We start from the raw sequence: 21575 nt of genomic DNA, 5'->3' as shown, positions 1-21575 counted from the left end.
CCCTCAAGCCGCATCGCGCTTGGCGGCGCTGCGGTAGGCTTCGACGGCGGCGATCAGCGCCTCGAGGATCGCGGCGCTGTCGCCGATCACCGCCAGGTCGGCGCGCTTGATCATGTCGCAGCCCGGGTCCATGTTGATCGCCACCACCTTGTCGCAGGCGCCGATGCCCTGCAGGTGCTGGATCGCCCCGGAGATCCCCACCGCCACGTAGACCCGCGCGGTCACCCAGGTACCGGTGGCGCCCACCTGGCGGTCGCGGGGCATGAAGCCGTCGTCCACCGCCACCCGCGAGGCGCCCTCGGTGGCCCCCAGGGCCTGGGCCGCGCGATGGAACAGCGCCCAGTCCTTGACCCCGTTGCCCCCGGACAGGATGAACTCGGCCTCGGCCATGGGAATCGCCGCCGGGTCCACCGCCACCGCGCCCAGGTCCTCGATCCGCGCCAGGCTGCGGGCCACGCTTGTGGATAACTCCACCGGCAAGGCTTCGTGACGGGTTTCGCTGACCGGCTCGGCACATTCGGCCGCCGCCAGGATCAGCCGTGGCAGAGGCCGGGCCAGATCCTCCAGGCCCGCACCGGCACGACCGATGCATTGCCCTTCCTTGACCTGCCAGACCCGGGTCGCCGGGCGTTCGCCCAGGGCCGCGGCAAAACGCCGGCCCAGCTCGCCACCGCCGCTGCGGCTGTCGGGCAGCAGCCAGTGACGTGGGCCGAACTGGTTATCCACAGCCCGCAGGCCCTGGACCCGTTGCTCCGGTGCATAACCTTCGAACTCGCTGCCCGGCAGCACCAGCAGGCGGTCGGCCCCGGCCGTGGCGAAATTCGGCTCCTTGTGCTCGCCGAACACCACCACCAGCACCGCGCCGTCCTGGCCGGCCAGTTGCCGGGCCAGGCCCAGCAAGTCGCGGTCGTGGCTGCTCAGGCGACCGCCGACCATGTCCGGCACCACGTTGATGTAGAACGCCGGCTGTGCCAGCTGGTGCAGCGGCAGTTGCACCTCGACCGCCGCCGTGCGCTTGGGGCTGCTGCCGCCCTGCTGGGCGCCGCTGCGATCGATACGCTTGAGCCCGTTGGGACCGACGAAGCCCATGCCATGGGGATTCTTGCGCACCAGGCCATTGGGGCCCATCCAGCTGTGCTGCGCCGGCTGCATGGCCGCATGCAGCGGGTGCAAGCGGTTGCGGGCGATCCACTCGGCACGGGGATCGCGACGGATAATCTCACTCATCAGTGCACCTCCGCAGGTTCGGCTTTCGCCACTGGCGCCTTGCTCGGGGCTGCGCTTTCCAGCAGGGCCTCGGCCACCAGTTCGGCGATGTCCTTGATCATCGGCCGGGGCTCCACCACCCCTTCGAGCATTGCCGTGCATTGCGGACAACCCACCGCCACCAGCTCGGCGCCGGTCTCGCGGATGTCCTCCATGCGCATGTCGGGAATCCGCTGCTTGCCGGGAATGTCGGTGATCGGCGCGCCACCGCCACCGCCACAGCAGCGGGAGCGGAAACCTGCGCGCTGCATTTCCTTGACTTCGATCCCCAGGGCACGCAGCACCTGGCGCGGGGCTTCGTACTCACCGTTGTAGCGGCCCAGGTAGCAGGGGTCGTGGTAGGTCACGCTGCCACCCTTGTGTCGACCAAGATCGAGTTGGCCGGCGGCGATCAGCTCGGCGATGTAGGTGCTGTGGTGCTGCACCTGGTAGTCACCGCCCAGGGCGCCGTATTCGTTTTTCAGCACATGGAAGCTGTGGGGATCGCAGGTGACGATGCGCTGGAACTGGTACTTGGCCAGGGTCTGGATATTGCGCCGGGCCAGTTGCTGGAAGGTCGCCTCGTCGCCCAGGCGCCGGGCCACGTCGCCACTGTCGCGTTCTTCCAGGCCGAGCACGGCGAAATCCACGCCCGAGGCCTTCAGCACCTTGACGAAGGCCCGCAGGGTGCGCTGGTTGCGCATGTCGAAGGCGCCGTCGCCGACCCAGAACAACACCTCGGTGCTCTTCACCTCGGGCAGCAGCGTGAGGTTGAGGTCGGCTGCCCAGTTCATCCGCCCGCCGGGGTTGAAGCCACCCGGGTTGTCGGTGGCGATCAGGTTCTCCAGCACCTCGGCGCCCTTGTTCGGCGTAGCGCCTTTTTCCAGGGTCAGGTGGCGGCGCATGTCGACGATGGCATCGACGTGCTCGATCATCATCGGGCACTCCTCGACGCAGGCCCGGCAGGTGGTGCACGACCACAGGGTCTCGGCATCGACCAGGCCGTTGACGATCGGCTGGTGCGGGTTGCCGCGGTGTTCGCCGATCGGCTTGCCAGGGTACGGGCTGCCGGCGAAGTTCGCGTCACTGCCACCGGCCAGGCCGACGACCATGTCCTGGATCAGCTTCTTGGGGTTCAGCGGCTGGCCGGCGGCAAAGGCCGGGCAAGCCGCCTCGCACTTGCCGCACTGCACGCAGGCATCGAAGCCCAGCAGCTGGTTCCAGGTGAAGTCCACGGGTTTTTCCACGCCCAGGGGCGCGCTGGGGTCTTCCAGGTCCAGCGGCTTGAGGCCGGTGGAGCGGCCGCCGCCGAAGCGTTCGGCGCGGCGGTGCCAGGCCAGGTGCAGGGCACCGGCGAAGGCGTGTTTCATCGGCCCGCCCCAGGTCATGCCGAGGAACAGCTCCGACACGCCCCAGAGCACGCCCAGCGCGAGGATCGCCGCCAGCAGCCAGCCACCGAACTGCTCCGGGAGAATCCCGGCCACCGGCAGGGTCACCAGGAAGAAGCTCGCGGAAAACGCCAGCAGGCTCTTGGGCAGGCGCATCCACGGGCCCTTGGACAGGCGCGACGGCGGGTTGCGCCGGCGCCGGTAGACGAAGATCGCCCCCACGAACATCAGCGCCGACATCAGCAGCAAGGCATAGGCCAGCACGCGGTTGTGCAGGCCGAAACCGTGCACCAGCAGCGCCAGGACGATGGAAGCCACCGCGCCACCGGCGGTGGCCACGTGGGTGTTGGCGATGTACTTGTCGCGGGCCACCACATGGTGCAGGTCCACCATGTAGCGCCGGGGCATGGCCAGCAGGCCGCCGACCAGGTCGACCTTGGAGACTCGCCCCCGGCGCCACATGGCCGCGCGCCGCAACGCGCCGAGGACCGCCAGGCCCAGGGCAGCGAACAGCAGGATGGGAAGAAGGGTATTCAACATGGTGAAGCTCCCAGAGACCTCGGGCTTAACTGCCGGATGACTTGCTCGCCCCCTGTAGGAGCGAGGCTTGTCCGCGAGACGTTGTGGCATTCGACACGAGTGTCGGCAGATCCATCGCTTTCGCGGGCAAGCCTCGCTCCTACGGGGTTATCCACAAGCGCTTAGAAATCCTTGCACAGGCGCAGGGCGTCGTAGATCGCGGCATGGGTGTTGCGCTGGGACACGCAATCGCCGATGCGGAACAGCAGGTAGCCATCGCCCGCTTCGCCCAGGCAAGGCTGCGGCTTGATCGCGAACAGCGCCTCGACGTCGATCTGGCCCTTGTTGCGCGAGCCGTCCTTGAGCCCGTAGTACAGCGCCTCGTCGGGACGCACGCCGTTCTCCACCACCACCTGGTCCACCACCCGCTCCTCGCGGGCGCCGGTGTATTCGTTCTCCAGTACCGCCACCAGCTTGTCGCCCTCGCGGTAGACCTTCTCCAGGGTCAGGTCCCCGGTCATGATCACTTCCTTGGGGTACAGGCTGCGGTAGTAGGTGGGGAACGAGGTGCCGCCGATGGCGATGCCGGGCTTGATGTCATCGGTGACGATCTCCACCTGCGAGCCTTTGTCGGCCAGGTAGTCGGCGACCGACATCCCGGTGAATTCGCAGATGGTGTCGTACACCAGCACGTTCTTGCCCGGGGCGACCCGGCCATCGAGGATGTCCCAGCTGCTGACCACCAGCCCTTCGGCGGCGCCCCAGTGTTCGTTCTGCTCGATGAACGGATGGCCACCCACCGCCAGCACCACCACGTCGGGGCGCAGGTCGAGGATGGTCGCCGCGTCCGCCGCGGTGCCCAGGCGCAGGTCGACCTTCAGCCGCGCCAGCTCCAGTTGGTACCAGCGGGTGATGCCGGCGATCTGGTCGCGCTGCGGGGCCTTGGAGGCGGTGGTGATCTGTCCGCCGATCGCCTCTTTCTTCTCGAACAGGGTCACGTCGTGGCCGCGCTCGGCCGCCACCCGGGCAGCCTCCATGCCCGCAGGACCGGCGCCGACCACCACCACCTTGCGCTTGGCGCCGGTGGTCTTCTCGATGATGTGCGGCACCCCCATGTATTCACGGGAAGTGGCGGCGTTCTGGATGCACAACACGTCCAGGCCCTGGTACTGGCGGTCGATGCAGTAGTTGGCGCCCACGCACTGCTTGATCTGGTCGATCTGGCCCATCTTGATCTTGGCGATCAGGTGCGGGTCGGCCATGTGCGCGCGGGTCATGCCGACCATGTCGACGTAGCCGCCCTCGAGGATGCGCGTGGCCTGGTTCGGGTCCTTGATGTTCTGCGCGTGCAACACCGGGACCTTGACCACTTCCTTGATGCCCGCCGCCAGGTGCAGGAACGGCTCCGGCGGGAAGCTCATGTTGGGGATGACGTTGGCCAGGGTGTTGTGGGTGTCGCAACCGGAACCGACCACGCCGATGAAGTCGAGCATGCCGGTGTCGTCGTAGTACTTGGCGATCTGCTTCATGTCCTCGTGGGACAGGCCGTCGGGATGGAATTCGTCGCCGCAGATGCGCATGCCGACGCAGAAGTCGTCGCCGACTTCGGCGCGCACCGCCTTGAGCACCTCCAGGCCGAAGCGCATGCGCTTCTCGAAGGTGCCGCCCCATTCGTCGGTCCGCTTGTTGACCCGCGGGCTCCAGAACTGGTCGATCATGTGCTGGTGCACCGCCGACAGCTCCACGCCGTCCAGGCCACCTTCCTTGGCGCGACGGGCGGCTTGGGCGTAGTTGCCGATCACCCGCCAGATTTCTTCCGGCTCGATGGTCTTGCAGGTGGCGCGGTGCACCGGCTCGCGGACCCCGGACGGCGACATCAGGGTCGGCCAGTTGAAGCCGTCCCAGCGCGAGCGCCGGCCCATGTGGGTAATCTGGATCATGATCTTGGCGCCGTGCTTGTGCATGGCGTCGGCAAGATTCTGGAAGTGCGGGATGATGCGGTCGGTGGACAGGTTCACCGAACTCCACCATTCCTGGGGACTGTCGATGGCCACCACCGAGGAGCCGCCGCAAATCGCCAGGCCGATTCCGCCCTTGGCCTTTTCCTCGTAGTACTTCACGTAGCGCTCGGTGGTCATGCCGCCGTCGGTGGCGTAGACCTCGGCGTGGGCGGTACTGAGCACGCGGTTGCGGATGGTCAGTTTGCCGATCTGGATCGGCTGGAACATCGCTTCGAAAGCCATTGTCTTGAACTCCGCTTACAACGCTTTGACGACGAACAGGCCGTCGTCGTGACCTTCTTCGGAACCGCCGTAGACCTGCTCGGCCACGGTGCGGATCTTGCTGCCACGGGCCGCCAGGATCTGGTCCATGGCGCCGGCGAACCAGCCGGTGAACATGTAGTCCACCTTGCGCCCGCACTTGCCGTAGACGTAGACGAAGGCCGAGTGCTCGAGCTTGACGCTGGCGGTGCCCTGGTCGAGGTCGATGTCCTGGATCTTGAACAGGCCCCAGCCGCGCTGCGACAGGCGCTTCATGTAGTGCTCGAACACCGCGACGCCTTCCAGGCCATGGCATTGGGCTTCTTTCTCGCACCAGTGCCAGGCGGACTTGTAGCCGGCCTTGTAGAGGATCTCGGCATAGGCGTCGGCGCCCAGCACTTCCTCGATGCCCATGTGGTTGTTGACGAAGAAATGCCGCGGTACGTACAGCATCGGCAGGGCATCGGACGTCCAGACGCCGGTCTCGCTGTCGACTTCGATGGGCAGTTGCGGGGCGATCTTGGCCATGGAAACTTGACTCCAGAAATTCATTCTTGGCTTGGCAAAGCCTTGGCTTTGCATGGAAAAAATTCGCGTGAATACCGCTGGAGCCGTCGCGAGCACACCGAGAGCAAGGAGACCCGCAGCGACAGGCGAGGGCAGTACGCATGTACGGCGAGCCTGTCGCGAGGACGCGACGCAGCTATCGGTGGGCGCAGCAGGCTCCGGGGGTGTTCATCACTCGCCCCAGACGTCCTTGAGGACGTTGACCCAGTTCTCGCCCATGATCTTGCGTACCACGCGCTCGGAATGGCCGCGCCCCAGCAGGGTCTCGGTGAGGTTGGGGAATTCGCCCACGGTGCGGATGCCCAGCGGGTTGATGATCTTGCCGAAGTTGGTCAGGCGCCGGGCGTAGCCCTTGTCGTGGGTCAGGTACTCGAAGAAGTCCTGGCCATGGCCCTGGGTGAAGTCGGTGCCGATGCCGATGGCGTCTTCACCGACGATGTTCATGGTGTACTCGATGGCCTCGGCGTAGTCGTCGATGGTCGAGTCGATGCCCTTGGCCAGGAACGGCGCGAACATGGTCACGCCGACAAAGCCGCCGTGATCGGCGATGAACTTCAGTTCGGCATCGGACTTGTTGCGCGGGTGTTCTTTCAGGCCCGAAGGCAGGCAGTGGGAGTAGCAGACCGGTTTCTTCGATTCGAGGATGACTTCCTCGCTGGTCTTGGAGCCGACGTGGGACAGGTCGCACATGATGCCGACGCGGTTCATCTCGGCGACGATCTCGCGACCGAAGCCCGACAGCCCGCCGTCGCGCTCGTAGCAGCCGGTGCCCACCAGGTTCTGGGTGTTGTAGCACATCTGCACGATGCCCACGCCCAGCTGCTTGAACACGTCCACGTAGGCGATCTGGTCCTCGAAGGCGTGGGCGTTCTGGAAGCCGAAGAGGATGCCGGTCTTGCCCAGTTCCTTGGCCCGGCGGATGTCGGCGGTGGTGCGCACCGGCATCACCAGGTCGCTGTTGTCGCGGATCAGCTTCTGGCTGGCGGCGATCTGGTCGACGGTGGCCTTGAAACCCTCCCAGACCGACACCGTGCAGTTGGCTGCGGTCAGGCCGCCCTTGCGCATGTCCTCGAACAGTTCGCGGTTCCATTTGGCGATGATCAATCCGTCGATAACGATGCTGTCGGCGTGCAGTTCGGCTGGGCTCATCAGGCTGTCCCCTTTTATCTGGCGATTCCTGCGCCGAATCGTCTGCCGGCGCTTTGGGGCCAGCATATGCCTGAGGGCCAGGGCGCCCCGGTGCAAAAACGACAGGGGAATTGCCGAAAGCGTCAAGCGCCGACGAAGCGCCATGCCTGGCTCCGCGAAAACCACGCCAGGGCAGACAGGAACAGGCGTGAAAGCACAGCCCAGGGGGCCTGGATGGGCATTGCCTGCCGGGCCTGGGCGATAGTTTTCACGCGGCCCGGGGCAGGCTCTGTTCTTTGCCCGAACCTTGGGCCAGAATTCGCCGCTTCAACCAAGGCTTCACCGGATGGGAGACAGCGCTGCAATGAAGAAACCGATCTTCCTGGCCCTGATACTGCTGGCGAGCGGCGCCCAGGCTGCCGAAGAGGCCGACGGCTCGCCCTGCGACGGCGTGGAAAACGACGTGCAGACCCTGGAATGCGCGACCTACAACAGGACCACCGCCGAGCAACTGCTCAATGACAACGTGCAGAGCCTGCTGGAGCGCCTGGGCACCTTGTATGGCAACGACAAGGCCCAGCTGGGCGACATCACCGCCAAGGTCAAGAACGCCCAGCAGCTGTGGCAGAAGCAGCGTGACGCCGACTGCGCCGTGGAGTCCTTCCCGGCCAAGCCCGGCAGCAAGGCCTACAACATCGCCAGCAACGATTGCCTGGCGCGCATGAGCGACGAGCGTTCGGAGTTCATCGAGTCCATCGCCCAGGAGTGATCCCCTGGTGCCGATCCGGGGACGCACCAGCGTCCTTGTCCCTTCGCAAGCCGCAGGCTGTGCTTGAATACCCTGCAAGGCCTGGACTGCCAGCCTGTTCAAGGCAGGGCCGGGCTCTTGCCCAGGGAGTGGGGGACACCATGGATTTTTCACTGGACCAGCTGCGGATGTTCGCCCAGGCCGCCCGCACCGGCTCGTTCTCGGCCGCCGCGCGCCAGCTGGGCAAGACCCAGTCCACCGTCAGCCTGGCCATCGCCAACCTGGAAGACGACCTGAAGGTGGAGCTGTTCGACCGCAGCACCCGCAGCCCGGCATTGACCGCCACTGGTCGGAAAATCCTGCTGCAGGCCGAGGCGGTGCTGGAGCGCTGCCAGGACTTGCAAGCCAGCGCCGACCGCTTGTCCCAGGTGCCGGAAGCGCAGTTGACGCTGGCGCTCCAGGCCCCTTGCGGCCCACTGCTGCCGCTGTTGCGCGATTTCGAGCAGGCTTTCCCCCAGGTCGACCTGCTGCTGCGCCAGCCTCGCTCCACCAGCGCCAGCGAACTGGTGGCCCGGGGTGAGGCAGCACTCGGCCTGGCCCCCTCAGCGCCTGGTTATCCCCAGGCGCTGGAGTTCCAGCACGTGGGCCGCTTGCACCTGGTGCATGCCTGCCGCCCGGATCATCCCCTGGCGCAGCGCAACCCCCTGAGCGCCGACGACTTGCAGCAGCACCGGCGCCTATGCGCCTCCAGCCTGCCCAGCCAGCAGCCCCCCAGCAGCGAGTACCTGCGTTGCCTGCGGCTGTGGCAGGTACAGGAACTACACGTATTGCTGGAGATGCTGCGTGCCGGGCTCGGCTGGGCCGCCCTGCCCCGGCAACTGGTCCAGCGCGAGCTGGCCAGGGGCGAACTGGTGGAACTGCACCTGGCCGACCCGTTCCACGGCGACTGGCAGGTCGGCATCGACCTGCTCTGGGCACGCCCAAACACCTTGGGCCAGGCCGGTACCTGGCTCAAGGAACGCCTGCTGCACAGCCGGGTGTACGAAATGGACCGCCGCGGACCGCCGCCCGTCCGCTAGAGAGAGGGGCAACAAAGGGACAAGCTTCTGTCGTGGAGGAAATACAAGTCTCGGCCGCGCCGCGGCATTCGGCATTCGGCATTCGCGCCGACCAGCTGGAGCTGTAAGCTGCGCACCAGCCAACGACTTTCACAAGGATTCCCCATGAGCATTTGCGGTATCGAGATCAAGGGCAGCGAGGCCATCTTCGCCCTCGCCTCCCTGCAAGGCGGCACGCTTGAACACCAGGCCATCGCGGTGAAGAAGATCGCCCTGGAAGACGACGATGAAGCGGCCAACGTGCGCACCTTCGCCGCCCAGGTGCGGGATTTTGTCCGCGAGCAGGGCATCACCCGGATCGCCATCAAGAAGCGCAGCAAGAAAGGCGAGTTCGCCGGTGGCCCTACCACCTTCAAGATCGAGGGCGTGTTCCAGTTGCTGGAAAATTGCGAGGTGACCCTGCTGTCGCCCCAGACCCTCACCGCCCAGCACAAGAAGCACGGCTACGAGCTGCCGGCGAGCCTCAACAAGTACCAGCACGAGGCGTACAAGGCGGCCTGCGCGGCGCTGCTGAAAAAGTAGTCCGCGTATCTCTAGGAGCGAGCGGGCGGCGATCCGACTGGCCCACGCTGGCGTACGGCCTGACCCAACGGATTGCCTGCCTCGCGAGCCCGTTTCGCTCCCACCGACAGGGCAGCTCAGAGCCTGCTCAAGGTCTAGCGAGCGACGTTCAGGCCAGGCAAAAATGCCTGAGAAAGCGCAATTCAGGGTCCTGATTGAGCATTTCAAAGCCTTTTTTAACGCCCCATGGGCTAAGCGCAGCAGAGCGTGGACAGGCTCTCAGGCCTTCGGGTTGTGTTGCCGGTCCTCTCGGGGGCAGCGGGAGAACCGCGCGCGGTAGCTGCGGGTGAAGTAGGACGGCGATTCGAAACCGCAGGCGATGCTCACCTCCAGCACGCTCAGGTCGCTCTGGCGCAATAACTGGCGGGCCTTGTCCAGGCGCAGCCCGAGGTAGAAATTGCTCGGCGTGTCGTTGAGGTGCAGGCGGAACAGGCGCTCCAACTGGCGCCGGGTGATGTTGACCGACTCGGCCAGGGCCAGGGTGCTCAGGGGCGGCTCGCTGTGCTGCTCCATCTCGCCGATCACCTGCACCAGTTTCTTGTTGTTGATGCCGTAGCGGCTGGCGACCTCCATGCGCTGGTGGTCCTTGCGCGGGCGGATGCGCCCCAGCACGAACTGCTCGCTGACCTGGATCGCCAGCTGCGGGCCGTGGGCCTGGCCGATCAGGTCGAGCATCATGTCGATGGACGCCGTGCCGCCGGCCGAGCTGATGCGCCGGCGGTCGATCTCGAACAGTTCCTGGGTGACGCTCAACTGTGGATAGGACTCCTTGAAGGCGTCGATCGCTTCCCAGTGCAGGGCCACTCGGTGCCCTTCCAGCAGCCCGGCCTCGGCCAGCACCACGCTACCGGTGTCGATCCCGCCCAGGGTCACCCCTTCCCCATCCAGGCGCCGCAGCCAGTGCTCCAGGGCCGCGCCGAAGGACCGCAGCGGCTCGAACCCGGCCACCACCAGCAAGGTGGCGCCCTTCTTCAAGGGCTCCAGCGCGGCATCGGCGTTGACCGACATGCCGTTGCTGGCCTGCACCGCCCCGCCATCCACACTCAATACATGCCAGCGATACAGGCCGCCGCGAAAGCGATTGGCCACCCGCAGAGGCTCGATGGCCGAGATGAAACCGATGGCCGAGAACCCCGGCAGCAGCAAGAAATAGAAATCCTGGGACATGGGACGCACTCGGAGGACGGGCGGCGTGGCCATTGTGATACGCCGTTTCCCGGGCGGCTTCAAGACGCAAGGTCGCCGCAGTGCAAGAGCCGGTCGCCGCTGTGCGTTTTCGCAACCCGCCAGCTGCGTAACGTGGCATCACCGGCGCACGAAGACGCCGCCCCCACAATAACGACCTGCCGAGGAAACCCTCATGAAACGACTGATCAGCCGTTGTGTACTGGCGCTTAGCGGTACTGTCCTGTTCAGCTCCGGGGCCATGGCCGCCGACGCCGCCAGTTGCCAGAACGTGCGCCTGGGCGTGGTCAACTGGACCGACGTGATCGCCACCAGCGCCATGGCCCAGGTCCTGCTGGACGGCCTCGGCTACAAGACCAAGCAGACCAGCGCCTCGCAGCAGATCATCTTCGCCGGCATCCGCGACCAGCGCCTGGACCTGTTCCTGGGCTACTGGAACCCCCTGATGACCCAGACCATCACCCCGTTCGTCGAGGCCGGCCAGGTCAAGGTCCTCGACCAACCCAGCCTGAAAGACGCCCGCGCCACCCTCGCCGTGCCCACTTACCTGGCGGAAAAAGGCCTGAAGAGCTTCGCCGACATCGCCCGCTTCGAGAAGGAACTGGGCGGCAAGATCTACGGCATCGAGCCCGGTTCCGGCGCCAATGCCCAGATCAAGGCGATGATCGCCAAGAACCAGTTCGGCCTCGGCAAGTTCCAGCTGGTGGAGTCCAGCGAGGCCGGCATGCTCGCCGCGGTGGACCGCGCGGTACGGCGCAAGGAAGCGGTGGTGTTCTTCGGCTGGGCGCCGCATCCGATGAACGTCAACGTGCAGATGACCTACCTCTCCGGCAGCGACAACGCCCTGGGGCCCGATGAAGGCCGGGCCACGGTCTGGACGGTCACGGCCCCCAGCTACGCCCGGCAGTGCCCCAATGTCAGCCGGCTGCTGGCCAACCTGACCTTCAGCGCCGAGGACGAGAGCCGCATGATGCAGCCGCTGCTGAACCACAAGGACGCCCTGGAGTCCGCCCGGCAGTGGCTCAAGGATCATCCGCAAGACCAGCAGCGCTGGCTCGACGGGGTGACCACCTTCGACGGCAAGCCGGCCATCGAGCACCTGCAACTGACCCGCCAATGACCTGAAGACCCGTGCCGTCGCGCCGCCCGCCAGGGCCGCGCACGGCAGCGCCACGCCCCCAGCAAACACGCCTGTAAGGAATTGCACCATGAACCACGACGTCATCATCACTTGCGCACTCACCGGGGCCGGCGATACCACCGCCAAGAGTCCCCATGTGCCCATCACCCCCAAGCAGATCGCCGCCGCCGCGGTAGAAGCCGCCAAGGCCGGGGCCACCGTGGTCCACTGCCACGTCCGCGATCCCCGGACCGGCAAGTTCAGCCGCGACGTGGCGCTGTACCGCGAAGTCATGGAGCGCATCCGCGAAGCCGACGTCGACATCATCGTCAACCTCACCGCCGGCATGGGCGGCGACCTGGAGATCGGCCCGGGGGAACGCCCCACCGAGTTCGGCCCCCATACCGACCTGGTCGGCCCGCTGGCGCGCCTGGCCCACGTCGAGGCGCTGCTGCCGGAGATCTGCACCCTGGACTGCGGCACCCTGAATTTCGGCGACGGCGACACCATCTACGTCTCGACCCCGGCCCAACTGCGGGCCGGGGCTCGGCGCATCCAGGAACTGGGGGTGAAGGCCGAGCTGGAGATCTTCGATACCGGCCACCTGTGGTTCGCCAAGCAGATGATCAAGGAAGGCCTGCTGGACGACCCGCTGTTCCAGCTGTGCCTGGGCATTCCCTGGGGCGCTCCGGCCGATACCACCACCATGAAGGCCATGGTCGACAACCTGCCGCCGGACGTGGTCTGGGCCGGCTTCGGCATCGGCCGCATGCAGATGCCAATGGCCGCCCAGGCCGTGCTGCTGGGCGGCAACGTGCGGGTCGGCCTGGAAGACAACCTGTGGCTGGACAAGGGCGTGCTGGCGACCAACGGCCAGTTGGTGGAGCGCGCCAGCGAGATCCTCAACCGCCTGGGAGCACGCGTCCTGAGCCCGGCCGAGGGGCGCCAGAAGATGGGCCTGAACAAGCGCGGCTGATCCCGATACCTCCCTCTTCCGTAGGAGCGAGGCTTGCCCGCGAAAAATGGGGACATCCAATGCATTTTCTGCGTCTGGAGGATCCCATCGCGGGCAAGCTCCGCTCCTACAGAGGGCCACAACTCTTTCAGGAAACGACCATGAGCTTTATCACCAACATCAAGACCTTCGCTGCCCTGGGCAGTGGCGTGATCGGCAGCGGCTGGGTAGCCCGCGCCCTGGCCCATGGCCTGGACGTGGTGGCCTGGGACCCGGCCCCCGGCGCCGAGGCGGCCCTGCGCCAGCGGGTGGCCAATGCCTGGGGCGCCCTGGAGAAGCAGGGCCTGGCGCCCGGCGCCTCCCAGGATCGCCTGCGTTTCGTGGCGACCATCGAGGAATGCGTGCGTGACGCGGACTTCATCCAGGAAAGCGCCCCGGAACGCCTGGAACTCAAGCTGGAGCTGCACAGCAAGATCAGTGCGGCGGCCAAGCCCGACGCGCTGATCGGCTCCAGCACCTCGGGGCTGCTGCCCAGCGAATTCTACGAAGGCGCGACCCACCCGGAACGCTGCGTGGTGGGCCACCCGTTCAACCCGGTGTACCTGCTGCCGCTGGTGGAGGTGGTGGGCGGCACGCGCACCGCGCCAGAGGCCGTGCAAGCGGCGATCCAGGTCTACCAATCCCTGAGCATGCGCCCGCTGCACGTGCGCAAGGAGGTCCCGGGGTTCATCGCCGACCGCCTGCTCGAGGCCCTGTGGCGCGAAGCCCTGCACCTGGTCAACGACGGGGTGGCGAGCACCGGCGAGATCGACGATGCGATCCGCTTCGGCGCCGGCCTGCGCTGGTCGTTCATGGGCACCTTTCTCACCTACACCCTGGCGGGCGGGGATGCCGGCATGCGCCACTTCATGGCCCAGTTCGGCCCGGCGCTGCAACTGCCCTGGACCTACCTGCCGGCCCCGGAGCTGACCGACACGCTGATCGATGCGGTGGTCGAAGGCACTGCCGAGCAACTGGGCGAGCGCAGCATCGCCGCCCTGGAGCGCTATCGCGACGACTGCCTGCTGGCGGTGCTGGAGGCGGTGAAGAACACCAAGGCCAGGCACGGCATGAACTTTCGCGAGTAACGCCCCCGGGTAGCCACTGCCGGACGCCTTGGGGCCTTCGGCGGCGGCCCCGGGATTCCAGCCTGTCCCTTGCCCGAGTCCCTGCCATGCCTGCACTGACCACCTACAACACCCGCATCCGCGCCGACTGGGTCGACTACAACGGCCACTTGCGCGACGCCTTCTACCTGCTGATCTTCAGCTACGCCACCGATGCCCTGATGGACCGCCTGGGGCTGGACAGCGACAACCGCGAGGCCAGCGGCCACTCGTTGTTCACCCTGGAGCTGCACCTGAATTACCTGCACGAGGTGAAGCTCGACACCGAGGTGCAAGTACGCACCCAGATCATCGGCCACGACCACAAGCGCCTGCACCTGTACCACAGCCTGCACCAGGCCGGTGATCCCCGGGAGCTGGCCGGCAACGAACAGATGCTGCTCCACGTCGATCTTGCCGGGCCGCATTCGGCGCCGTTCACCGCCGCCGTGCGGCAACGGCTTGCGGCGCTGCAAGCCGCACAGGCCGACCTGCCACCTCCAGCCTGGATCGGCCGGGTGATCGGCTTGCCCACGCAGAGCTGATCGCCAGCCCGAAAAGACACCGTCCCGGGGCCACCAGGTGCAGGCGCCAATGGCCATGACGGGGCGGGACCCGGCACGGCCAACGCTCAGGCACGGTCGATCAGTTCGACCTTGGCGATCTTCTGCAATTTGTCCTGGAGCAGCTCGACGTAATCCGGGTTCACCTCTTCGTCCAGCAGTTGGTAGAGCTCGGCGCCCACGCCGGTGAAGTTGATGAAGGCCAGGGTCGACTTGTCCTTCAACACCTCGACCCTCAGGGACTTCGAGTAGAAGTCGAAATCCAGCACGGTGGCCGCTGGCAGATCGGAAATGCACAGCTCCTTGGCATGGATCAGGCCCAGGGCCTGGAGCGCGAGTTGGTCTGTAAGGGGAATGCCGCAGCGGTGCAATTCCAGGTCTTGAAAATCGATGTCTGCCAGGGCATTGAACCAGCGCAGCTTGCGTCGGCCATTGACCAGGACCACCGGGGCACTGCCCTTGCCCAGCTTGCTGGCGACCGCGCACAACTTGCGAAAGGCGTTCGCTTCGGCGGCGGTCATGCTCTTGAGGACATCCATCGCACGCACGGAAAAACTGCCCGGACTGCCTACCTCCAGGGACAGGATCCTGGCCCAGAGCGCCTGCATCTGCTGCGAGGAGATCTTCTGCGCGCGCTCGACGAAGTCGGTCAGCCAATCCTGGTCGACACTGTGCTCGTCCGCCGACTCGGGAGGGTTTTCCAGGGCCTGGGCAAAGATCCGCTCGAGGTTTTCCTGCTTCAGCAGTTCCTGGTGCAACCTGCGCTTGGCGCTGCGCCGGGCCAGTTCCTCTTCATGCTCGAGCATCACCGAGCGGCGCTGCTGGTCCGCCTCCAGCAGGGCTTGTTCACGCTGGATCTCCGACGCAGTCGTGGCCTGGGCCAGCTTCAGCACGCTATAGGCCTGGGCATCGGCATCACGACGCAAGCCGATGGGCCGGTACAGGTGGCCGCAGCCGTTGGAAATCGTCTCGATCAGCTTGTTCAGTACCTTGTCCGACACTGGCGCTTCCTCATCCATGGGCAATCTCGCGAAAGTTGAACCAGGCGCACTATCGCATAACCGCCAAGCGCATAAAAAAGCCCCGATCAAGCCGTGACAGGATCGGGGCAGGACTACTGCTGAGGAGCCGCGGTGAGAAGGTGACCAAACCGTTCTGCCGTTAGCTGGCTCCAGTCTGCCCACTCTGGCCGGGCGCCGATTAGCCGAATGCGACCTGCCCATAGGTAAAAGGGCCATTGCGAGCGCATCAGGGCTCCTCGGTGTACAGCACGACCCTCACATGGAAATAGCCGATCTTGTCCCAGTCCTCCCGGCGGTTATAGGGCGTTTCTTCCGAGCCCATGCCGAGCTGGTACTGGCGGCCGCTGGCCGGGTCCCGATAGGCGCTGGAGCCCTGGGTTTCCCAGCCACAGCAGGCGAACTTCAAGTCGCTCATGTCCCCTGTGAGTCGCTGCAGGTAACGCTCCACTGCCTGGGCATGCCGACCTTCGACCCGGTAGGTGGCGGTCAGCGGCGCACCCTGTTCCTGGGGTGCGGACTCACAACCGACAAACTCCAGGACCTGCGGCGGTTCGGCGCCGGCCCGCAGAAAGTCGGCACACGCGGGGCCGGCCCAGGCGCCATTGGAAAACACCCATGCCAGGACAGCCAGGGCCGCTGCTAGCAGCACTTTCATCGATTCCAACTCCATGGTTTGCGGATCAGCGGCCAACCATCGGCCGCTGGCGCAGGATACCTGTGGTCGACGCTTGCGGTGACGGTTTCTCCGACCTTGCGACGGGGCATTCAGGCAAGTCCGCCGGGCTGACTTAGCCGAAAACGACCTGTTCATAGGTAAACGGGCCATCGCGACAATCTGCCCTTGCCGCCATCGGGACGGCCTACCAGAATCGGCTGGCGACCCCACTCCCTGAACAAGGACAAGCGCCATGATGCACGCGGATTTGATTGACCAGGACGACCTGCTGGGGCAACTCCGGGCCCTGGGATTCGAGATGCCCGCAGGCGCCAGTGCCGAGCAGGCCTGCGAATGCGCGGTCAGGGGCCTGAGCGATGCCCGGGCCAAGGCGCTCAAGGGCATGGTCGAGCAGATGCTCACCGGCAACGCGACCATTCTTCCTGCCGTGCGCCAGGCCATCGATCGTCAATTGCTGCCGGCCCTGGCCGAGTACCAACAGCAAAAACGCGCCTGAATCGCCCCGGGGCCCTGGGCCGGTTGCTAGAGTACGCACCTCTTTGTACCGCACAGGCGACCGCCCATGATCCGTATCCTGCCCGGCCAAGCCGCCGACCCCGGCCATTGGCTGCAATTGCGCCTGGGCCTGTGGCCCCACTGCCCGGCCGAGGAACACCGGGAAGAAATCCGCCAGATGCTCGCCGAGCCCGCACGCTACGGCTGCTGGCTGGCCCAGGCTGCCGACGGTGAAACGCTGGGCCTGGCCGAGGCGTCGTTGCGCCACGACTACGTCAATGGCACCGACAGCTCGCCGGTGGTGTTTCTCGAAGGTATCTACGTCGCTCCCCAGCACCGGCGCCAGGGCCTGGCCCAGCGCCTGATCGAACAAGTCAGCCAGTGGGGACGGCAGCAGGGCTGCGTGGAGATCGCCTCGGACGCCAGCCTGGACAACCTGGTCAGCCACGCCCTGCACCGCGCGCTTGGCTTCGAGGAAACCGAGCGCGTGGTGTATTTCAAGAAGGCGCTGTGACCGGAGCTGCCAGCGACCGCGCCTAGAGGCGCACGCTGGCGAAGGTCGACTCGTTGCGCGCCTGGCTCAGGGCCGACAGCGGCCCGGACAATGGCGCCAGGACCATGGCCTGGGGCAGCGGCATCATCGCCACCTGCTGGGTGGTGTTGGAACCGATGCGCTCGTCACGTGGCGGAATGCCGAAATATTCGCGGTAGCACTTGGAGAAGTGCGGGGTGGAGACGAAACCGCAGACCGAGGCCACTTCGATGATCGACATCGGCGTCTGCTTGAGCAGTTGCCGGGCGCGGATCAAGCGCAGCTTGAGGTAGTAGCGCGATGGCGAGCAGTGCAGGTACTTCTGGAACAGGCGCTCCAGTTGCCGGCGCGATACCGCGACGTACACCGCCAGTTCGTCGAGATCGATCGGCTCCTCCAGGTTGGCTTCCATCAGCGCGACGATTTCCTGCAGCTTGGGCTGGTTGGTGCCGAGCATGTGCTTGAGCGGCACGCGCTGGTGATCCTGCTCGTTGCGGATCCGCTCGTAGACGAACATCTCCGAGATCGCCGCCGACAGCTCGCGGCCGTGATCGCGGCTGATCAGGTGCAGCATCATGTCCAGCGGCGCGGTGCCGCCGGAGCTGGTGAAGCGGTTGCGATCGAGGGTGAACAGCCGGGTGCTCATGGCCACCCGGGGGAAGGCTTCCTGCATTGCCGCCAGGCATTCCCAGTGCACGCTGCAATCGAAGCCGTCCAGCAGGCCGGCGCAGGCCAGGGCCCAGCTGCCGGTGCACACCGCGCCGAGGCGCCGGGACTGGCGGGCCTGGCTCTGCAACCAGGACACATGCTCGCGGGTGACGGTGCGCTGGATGCCGATACCGCCACAGACGATCACGGTATCCAGGCTGGGGGCTTTGTGCATGGACGCGTCGGGGGTGATTTGCAGGCCATCGCTGGCCCAGACCTGGCCGCCATCGACGCTGAGGGTGGTCCAGCGATACAGCTCGCGACCGGACAGTTGGTTGGCCATGCGCAGGGGTTCGACTGCGGAGGCCAGGGAAATCAGCGTGAAATTATCCAGCAGCAAGAAACCGATGGATTGAGGCGCACGGTTCTGGGGTTGGGCCCCGGAGTTGAACGACGTCATCGCGATATCTCCTCACACAAAGCGGGTGATGGCCTCAGGCGGAGGCTCTTTTTATTGGTGCCCGTTTCTCGATGGAAACCGGCTTGGTCATCACAGAGCAATTGCCATGCCTAAAGTTGAATGGGCATTCAATAACTCCTGAAAACGACGTCGCGAAGCGTCTATATAGCCCTTGCCCAAGTACGGATTGGCAGTGCGCGGGGGAAGGCCGGCGGATCGCGGCCGAGGACGGTGAGCAGTTAGGTAGCACTTGTAGAGCCGTTGCGTGAGGCGGACAACGCCGAGTGTCACTCAAAGCGCAACCGGACCGGTGTCCACCGGGCAAGCGCCGGCCCGGTTCGGCCACTTGCCTATGCGCGACGCGCCAAAAGGTGGCATCGGCCCGGGGGCCGGGCCATTTGAGCGCGCGTTCGCACGCCCGAACCGATTAGCACTCCACCGCGCTGACCGCCAGGCCACCGCGAGAAGTCTCTTTATATTTGTCGTGCATGTCGGCGCCGGTATCGCGCATGGTGCGGATCACCCGGTCCAGGGAAATGAAATGCTGGCCGTCGCCGCGCAGGGCCATCTGGGTGGCGTTGATCGCCTTCACCGCGGCGATCGCGTTGCGTTCGATGCAGGGCACCTGCACCAGCCCGCCCACCGGATCGCAGGTCAGGCCGAGGTTGTGTTCCAGGCCGATCTCCGCGGCGTTGCACAATTGTTCCGGGGTAGCGCCGAGAATCTCCGCCAGGCCCGCCGCCGCCATGGCACAGGCCGAACCGACCTCGCCCTGGCAACCGACCTCGGCACCGGAAATGGAGGCGTTCTTCTTGCACAGGATGCCGATGGCCGCCGCGCCGAGGAAAAAGTCCACCACGTTGGCGTCGGTCACGTCCTCGCTGAACTTCATGAAGTAGTGCAGCACCGCCGGGATGATGCCCGCCGCACCATTGGTGGGCGCGGTGACCATGCGTCCGCCGGCGGCGTTCTCTTCGTTGACCGCCAGGGCATAGAGGTTGACCCACTCCATGGCGCTCAGGGTCGAGCCGATCACATTGGGCTTGTTCAACTCCAGCAAGCTGCGGTGCAGCTTGGCCGCCCGGCGCCGCACGTTGAGCCCGCCAGGCAGCGTGCCTTCGTGCTTGAGGCCTTGTTCGACGCAGTCCTGCATGGCCCGCCAGAGCGCCATCAGCCCGCTGCGGATTTCCTCCTCGGAACGCCAGGTCTTCTCGTTGGCCAGCATCAGCTCGGCCACCCGCAGGTTGTGCCTGCGGCACAGTTCGAGCAGCTCTACCGCGCTGGAGAAATCGTAAGGCAGCTCGCTGCGATCCAGGTCCGCCACACCGCTGTCGGCCTGGGCCTGGTCGACGACGAAACCGCCGCCCACCGAATAATAAGTGTCGCGATGCAGTTCGCCGCCCTCGCCTTCGGCCACCAGGGTCATGGCATTGGGATGGAACGGCAGGTTCTGCTCCAGCAGGAGCATGTCCCGGGACCAGACGAACGGCAGCGGCAGGCGCCCGTCCAGCAGCAAGGTGGACGTTTCCCGCAGCACGTCGATGCGGGTGCCGATCAGCGACGGGTCGATCGCGTCCGGCCATTCGCCCATCAGGCCCATGATCACCGCGTTGTCGCTGCCATGGCCGATGCCGGTGGCCGACAACGATCCGTACAGTCGCACCTCGATCCGCCGCACCTGCTCCAGTTGCTGCCGTTGGCCCAGGGCCTGGACGAACAGCGCCGCGGCGCGCATGGGACCGACGGTATGGGAACTGGACGGGCCGATGCCGATTTTGAACAGGTCGAAAACACTGATAGCCATGCCTGGATAACTCCTCGATGAGCACAGTCCGGGCGCCGAAAACGCCCACTGACGGAGCTGCTACGCTCAAGCTGCAATCCGCCGAGAAGGGCGCATCATCGGGCTTTTGCCGCGCTTGCCGACGTCTGACACCGACTCGCTCATGCCCACCAACGCCGCTTGGCGCCAGGGTCGAATTTCGGGCGTTTTTGTAGCCCGGACGCAGGAAAAATCGCGCAAAAACGCTGGATGCGACCTCACCGACACTGGATGCGACCCTCCCTGTACTGGATACGACGCACCCGGTAGGCGACAGATTTTCACTGGTACATGATCAGTCTCGACTCGATTGCAAGGCACGGTGGTAGAGCTGTTCCCGACACACCAACCGCCATACTCAATAAGCGCGGTCCGAACGCCGCCAAGAAGAACATCCAGGAGTCCCCCCTCTATGAAAGGTTCCCCCTCGTTGTTGCTGGCCGCCATGCTGAGTCTGCCGTACCTGGCACAGGCCGCAGAACCGGCGCAATGCAGTACCGTGAACTTCTCCGATGTCGGCTGGACCGATATCACCGTGACCACCGCCACCACCAGCGTCGTGCTCAACGCCCTGGGCTACAAGACCAAGACCACGATGATCTCCGTGCCGGTGACCTACAAGTCTCTGGCCGACGGCAAGAACATGGACGTGTTCCTCGGCAACTGGATGCCGACCATGGAAAACGACATCAAGCAGTATCGCGATGCCGGCACCGTGGAGACCGTGCGCGCCAACCTGGAGAACGCCAAGTACACCCTGGCGGTGCCCCAGGCGCTGTATGACAAGGGCCTCAAGGACTTCGCCGATATCGCCAAGTTCAAGACCGAGCTGGACGGCAAGATCTACGGCATCGAGCCGGGCAACGACGGCAACCGCACCATCCAGAGCATGATCGACAAGAACGCCTTCGGCCTGAAGGACGCCGGCTTCAAGGTGGTCGAATCCAGCGAGGCGGGCATGTTGAGCCAGGTCGAACGCGCCCAGCGCCGCGACACCGCGGTGGTGTTCCTGGGCTGGGAACCGCACCCGATGAACACCCGCTTCAAGATGAAGTACCTGACCGGTGGCGACGAGTTCTTCGGTCCCAACTTCGGCCAGGCGACCATCTACACCAACACCCGCAAGGGCTACGTCCAGGAGTGCAGCAACGTCGGGCAACTGCTGAAGAACCTGTCGTTCACCCTGAACATGGAAAGCACCCTGATGGGCAACGTGCTGGACGACAAGATGAAGCCTGACGCGGCCGCCAAGGCCTGGCTCAAGAAAAACCCCGAAGTACTCGACACCTGGCTCGCCGGCGTGACCACCATCGATGGCAAACCAGGACTGGAGGCCGTCAAAGCCAAGCTTGCCCAGTAAGTCGCTGACGCCGGGCGGGTTCGCCCGCCCGGGCTGTTTTTCCATTGCATGCGGACG

20 protein-coding genes are annotated in these 21575 nt (G+C 65.6%); 10 read left to right on the top strand and 10 right to left on the bottom strand.

All coding sequences use genetic code 11. The annotated features are described in order from the left end of the window. Positions 1 to 3: 3 nt before the first annotated feature. From H7A76_RS03035 to H7A76_RS03015, 5 genes are all read right to left on the bottom strand, one after another. Complete coding sequence (locus H7A76_RS03035) at positions 4 to 1227, bottom strand: electron transfer flavoprotein subunit alpha/FixB family protein (RefSeq protein ID WP_185697134.1); 1224 nt, start codon at positions 1225 to 1227, stop codon at positions 4 to 6. Beyond that, a complete protein-coding gene (gene dgcB / locus H7A76_RS03030; protein WP_185697133.1) occupies positions 1227 to 3173 on the bottom strand; it encodes a dimethylglycine demethylation protein DgcB in 1947 nt (648 codons plus the stop codon). Before dgcB ends, H7A76_RS03035 begins: the two co-directional genes overlap by 1 nt. 161 nt (positions 3174 to 3334) lie before the next feature. Next, positions 3335 to 5395 (bottom strand): dimethylglycine demethylation protein DgcA, encoded by a 2061-nt coding sequence (dgcA, locus tag H7A76_RS03025; RefSeq protein ID WP_185697132.1) that lies wholly within the window; start codon positions 5393 to 5395, stop codon positions 3335 to 3337. Positions 5396 to 5410: 15 nt separating this feature from the next. Continuing rightward, entirely contained in the window at positions 5411 to 5941 is a 531-nt protein-coding gene (locus H7A76_RS03020) for a DUF5943 domain-containing protein (protein ID WP_022641515.1), read from the bottom strand. A gap of 210 nt (positions 5942 to 6151) precedes the next feature. Continuing rightward, positions 6152 to 7129, bottom strand: coding sequence for a dipeptidase (locus H7A76_RS03015; RefSeq protein WP_185697131.1), 978 nt, complete (start codon positions 7127 to 7129; stop codon positions 6152 to 6154). Positions 7130 to 7472: 343 nt separating this feature from the next. On the opposite strand from H7A76_RS03015, the gene H7A76_RS03010 reads away from it, so the two are divergent. The 3 genes from H7A76_RS03010 to H7A76_RS03000 all read left to right on the top strand — a co-directional run bounded on the left by H7A76_RS03010 (position 7473) and on the right by H7A76_RS03000 (position 9496). Continuing rightward, positions 7473 to 7877 carry a lysozyme inhibitor LprI family protein gene (locus tag H7A76_RS03010; RefSeq protein ID WP_022641517.1) on the top strand — a complete coding sequence of 135 codons (405 nt, stop codon included), beginning with the start codon at positions 7473 to 7475 and terminating at the stop codon, positions 7875 to 7877. Between the two features lie 140 nt (positions 7878 to 8017). After that, a complete protein-coding gene (locus H7A76_RS03005) occupies positions 8018 to 8935 on the top strand; it encodes a LysR family transcriptional regulator (RefSeq protein WP_185697130.1) in 918 nt (305 codons plus the stop codon). A gap of 144 nt (positions 8936 to 9079) precedes the next feature. Then, complete coding sequence (locus H7A76_RS03000) at positions 9080 to 9496, top strand: DUF3010 family protein (protein ID WP_022641519.1); 417 nt, start codon at positions 9080 to 9082, stop codon at positions 9494 to 9496. Positions 9497 to 9754: 258 nt separating this feature from the next. Here the strand turns inward: H7A76_RS03000 and H7A76_RS02995 are convergent, their stop codons facing one another. Next, positions 9755 to 10702 (bottom strand): GlxA family transcriptional regulator, encoded by a 948-nt coding sequence (locus tag H7A76_RS02995; protein ID WP_185697129.1) that lies wholly within the window; start codon positions 10700 to 10702, stop codon positions 9755 to 9757. Positions 10703 to 10895: 193 nt separating this feature from the next. Between H7A76_RS02995 and H7A76_RS02990 the strand changes: the two genes are divergently transcribed. From H7A76_RS02990 to H7A76_RS02975, 4 genes are all read left to right on the top strand, one after another. Then, positions 10896 to 11840, top strand: coding sequence for a choline ABC transporter substrate-binding protein (locus H7A76_RS02990; protein ID WP_185697128.1), 945 nt, complete (start codon positions 10896 to 10898; stop codon positions 11838 to 11840). Between the two features lie 88 nt (positions 11841 to 11928). After that, positions 11929 to 12816 (top strand): 3-keto-5-aminohexanoate cleavage protein, encoded by an 888-nt coding sequence (locus H7A76_RS02985; RefSeq protein WP_185697127.1) that lies wholly within the window; start codon positions 11929 to 11931, stop codon positions 12814 to 12816. Positions 12817 to 12956: 140 nt separating this feature from the next. Continuing rightward, a complete protein-coding gene (locus H7A76_RS02980; protein WP_185697126.1) occupies positions 12957 to 13922 on the top strand; it encodes an L-carnitine dehydrogenase in 966 nt (321 codons plus the stop codon). Between the two features lie 86 nt (positions 13923 to 14008). Beyond that, positions 14009 to 14485 (top strand): thioesterase family protein, encoded by a 477-nt coding sequence (locus tag H7A76_RS02975; RefSeq protein WP_185697125.1) that lies wholly within the window; start codon positions 14009 to 14011, stop codon positions 14483 to 14485. An 86-nt stretch (positions 14486 to 14571) separates the two neighbouring features. Here the strand turns inward: H7A76_RS02975 and H7A76_RS02970 are convergent, their stop codons facing one another. Together H7A76_RS02970 and H7A76_RS02965 are read right to left on the bottom strand one after the other, a co-directional pair. After that, positions 14572 to 15522 (bottom strand): TIGR03899 family protein, encoded by a 951-nt coding sequence (locus H7A76_RS02970; RefSeq protein WP_185697124.1) that lies wholly within the window; start codon positions 15520 to 15522, stop codon positions 14572 to 14574. A gap of 229 nt (positions 15523 to 15751) precedes the next feature. Beyond that, a complete protein-coding gene (locus tag H7A76_RS02965; RefSeq protein WP_185697123.1) occupies positions 15752 to 16180 on the bottom strand; it encodes a DUF4952 domain-containing protein in 429 nt (142 codons plus the stop codon). A gap of 253 nt (positions 16181 to 16433) precedes the next feature. Here H7A76_RS02965 and H7A76_RS02960 point away from each other — a divergent pair, with 253 nt between their 5' ends. Both H7A76_RS02960 and aac(6') read left to right on the top strand, forming a co-directional pair. Beyond that, on the top strand, positions 16434 to 16697 hold the full coding sequence (locus H7A76_RS02960; protein WP_015637320.1) for a hypothetical protein: 264 nt from the start codon (positions 16434 to 16436) through the stop codon (positions 16695 to 16697). 66 nt (positions 16698 to 16763) lie between these two features. Then, positions 16764 to 17210, top strand: a complete 447-nt coding sequence (gene aac(6') / locus H7A76_RS02955) for an aminoglycoside 6'-N-acetyltransferase (RefSeq protein WP_185697122.1) — start codon at positions 16764 to 16766, stop codon at positions 17208 to 17210. 22 nt (positions 17211 to 17232) lie between these two features. Here aac(6') and H7A76_RS02950 read toward each other — a convergent pair whose 3' ends face one another. Both H7A76_RS02950 and H7A76_RS02945 read right to left on the bottom strand, forming a co-directional pair. Next, complete coding sequence (locus tag H7A76_RS02950; RefSeq protein ID WP_022641528.1) at positions 17233 to 18336, bottom strand: GlxA family transcriptional regulator; 1104 nt, start codon at positions 18334 to 18336, stop codon at positions 17233 to 17235. 427 nt (positions 18337 to 18763) lie between these two features. Beyond that, positions 18764 to 20140, bottom strand: coding sequence for an L-serine ammonia-lyase (locus H7A76_RS02945; RefSeq protein ID WP_185697121.1), 1377 nt, complete (start codon positions 20138 to 20140; stop codon positions 18764 to 18766). A 430-nt stretch (positions 20141 to 20570) separates the two neighbouring features. On the opposite strand from H7A76_RS02945, the gene H7A76_RS02940 reads away from it, so the two are divergent. Beyond that, complete coding sequence (locus H7A76_RS02940) at positions 20571 to 21518, top strand: choline ABC transporter substrate-binding protein (protein WP_185697120.1); 948 nt, start codon at positions 20571 to 20573, stop codon at positions 21516 to 21518. Positions 21519 to 21575 lie beyond the last annotated feature (57 nt).

It is taken from the genome of Pseudomonas sp. MSSRFD41, assembly GCF_014230245.1.
GTDB classification, from domain to species: Bacteria; Pseudomonadota; Gammaproteobacteria; order Pseudomonadales; family Pseudomonadaceae; genus Aquipseudomonas; species Aquipseudomonas piscis.
The sequence above is the reverse complement of the archived record's forward strand: the minus strand, read 5'-3'. Positions and strand labels throughout refer to the sequence as shown.